This window comes from Sinorhizobium fredii USDA 205 (genome assembly GCF_001461695.1).
Lineage (GTDB): Bacteria > Pseudomonadota > Alphaproteobacteria > Rhizobiales > Rhizobiaceae > Sinorhizobium > Sinorhizobium fredii.
In genome coordinates, this window is the sequence record NZ_AUTC01000026.1 from 1 (window position 1) to 1,347 (window position 1,347).

Sequence of the window (1,347 nt, forward strand, 5' to 3'; positions counted from 1 at the left end):
CCCGCCAGCTATCGCTGCATCAATCCGCTGATAACTTTACAGTGCCCGCCGACGCTCACCTCCATGAGGTCTTCGGCTCCGCTTCGTTCGAGTTGCCAGGCCAGGAAATGTCTGGCCCCCCACAAGAACGCGTCGATGCTCGCCCAAGCAAGGCCACGCTCCTCGCGAAGCCAGGTTTCGTATTCGTTGCAGATCGCAAGCCGCAGTCGGTCGGCGGCGCAGGTTGCTTTTGGAGCAGGTGGCCACTGATGCTGCACAAGCCGCAGCAGAGCGTGAATACCCGACTGCGGAATTTCGTGCCAGCGCTTGCCGGGATTTCGACCGCGGCGCTTCCGGAATAGCGCGACTGCATCGCACAGATATCGCGCGACCTCGGCTTCGGTCACATCTGCGACCATAATTCCTCGATGCCCTAAGTAATCGAGAAACTCCTGTGCATAGGCGCAGTAATTTCCGATCACCACCGGACTGTAGCGGCGACTGCTCAGTACGGCTTTGAGTTCAGGGATCAGTTCTCGTCCAGATTTCGACATCCACAACTCCTCTGCTGGTCGAATGACCGCAGAGGTTCGCTGGAAAATAATGCAGAGCAACGACGGCGCCGAACAGCGGAAGTGTATGGATTTTCTGCGCCAGTCCCGCGTTCCTTCGCATTATGGCCATCTGACGATTAGTCAAGGAATGAGGAGGTGAGCATTATTTGACGAAAGGTTTGACGTAGGCCGGAGGAATGAGGCGCACATCATGGCCGAGGTTCGCGATCTCACGCGCCCAATTGTGAGCGCCACCGCATGCCTCCATGCCAACCAGACATCGAGGCAGCTTTTCGAAGAAGCGCAGCACCTCGCCTCGACGCAGTTTCCGATTGAACAGGGGCGAGCCTTCGATATCGGCGCCGTGAACCTGGAAAACGAGTTTGGCTAAATCGAGCCCGATGGTGCTAACATGCTTCATGGAACGGTCCCCCCTTTGTGGCGTTCGAACAACGACCACGTTTTAGCACTAGATGCTGTCGGAGCGGGCCGTTCCACCTCATCACATACGGTCGCCGCTTGGAGCGGCTGCACCAATATCCCGCTTGCGGCGGCATGGGCCCAAAAGGCGAGACCCGTCTTTGAATGGCATTCAGCCAGCTGGGATCTCGGTTCGCCTCCTGGATCCGCCAAACTTCACCCCGGCGCCGAAACCAAGAGGCCGGCCACCGAAAAATGGCCATCTCTCCTCGTCATCCGGAGCGGCACAATTGGGGAATTTTACTTCGGCACTTGGAGTGCGCCCCTTGGGGTGGACAGATTGGGATGAGGAATTGACCGGCCTACCGGGTTTTCGGAAAGAAGACCCATGGCA

General features: G+C 57.9%; 1 protein-coding gene and 1 pseudogene. Both read right to left on the reverse strand.

Translation table 11 applies throughout. The features are described 5' to 3' along the window. Window positions 1–8: 8 nt before the first annotated feature. Window positions 9–533, reverse strand: coding sequence for a hypothetical protein (locus N181_RS04380; RefSeq protein WP_014330952.1), 525 nt, complete (start codon window positions 531–533; stop codon window positions 9–11). Window positions 534–699: 166 nt separating this feature from the next. Continuing rightward, window positions 700–954, reverse strand: a pseudogene (locus N181_RS34505) (IS110 family transposase); the annotation flags it as partial. Window positions 955–1,347 lie beyond the last annotated feature (393 nt).